Annotated in this window: 1 protein-coding gene; it reads right to left on the bottom strand. The window is 57.8% G+C overall.

What is annotated here, in order from left to right; genetic code table 11:
* Positions 1-86: 86 nt before the first annotated feature.
* Positions 87-635 (bottom strand): IS21-like element helper ATPase IstB (gene istB, locus DY926_RS15700; protein WP_116704215.1); only part of this gene is annotated, 549 nt, incomplete at its 5' end.

Here is a 635-nt window from a genome sequence, read left to right as displayed (position 1 = left end):
TGTTGATTTTCACTGAGAACTGACCCGGGTTTTTCATCAGGAATTGACCCAGCCATCTGCTATTTCAGGCATAGTCGGGCGGGCGGTCAAGAAGAGGATCTGTCCTTTCTGTTTTTTGAGGCGGCGGTGCTGGCGCGGAACCTGTAGCTGTCATTTCCTGTCTCGAGGATATGACAGTGATGGGTCAGCCGATCGAGGAGTGCCGTTGTCATCTTCGGGTCACCAAAGACGTCTCCCCATTCACTGAAGCTCAGATTGGTTGTGATGATGACACTGGTGCGCTCGTAGAGGCGGCTGAGCAGATGGAACAGCAGGGCGCCGCCAGATGCGCTGAAGGGGAGATAACCGAGTTCATCAAGGATCACGAGATCCAGGCGGAGCAGCCTGTCGGCAATCTGCCCGGCCCGGTTGGCGGTCTTTTCCTGTTCGAGCGCATTGACCAGGTCGACCGTTGACCAGAAGCGCGCCTTCTTCCTGTGATGGGTGATTGCCTGGATGGCCAGCGCGGTCGCCAGGTGGGTTTTCCCGGTTCCCGGACCGCCGATCAGCACGACATTTTCAGCACGCTCGATGAAGTCCCCGCCATGGAGCTGGCGGACCAGGGGCTCGTTGACCTGCGTATCGGCAAAGGAGAA

Source organism: Komagataeibacter melaceti (assembly GCF_003403295.1).
GTDB lineage: Bacteria > Pseudomonadota > Alphaproteobacteria > Acetobacterales > Acetobacteraceae > Komagataeibacter > Komagataeibacter melaceti.
This window is presented reverse-complemented; position numbering and strand designations above follow the sequence as displayed.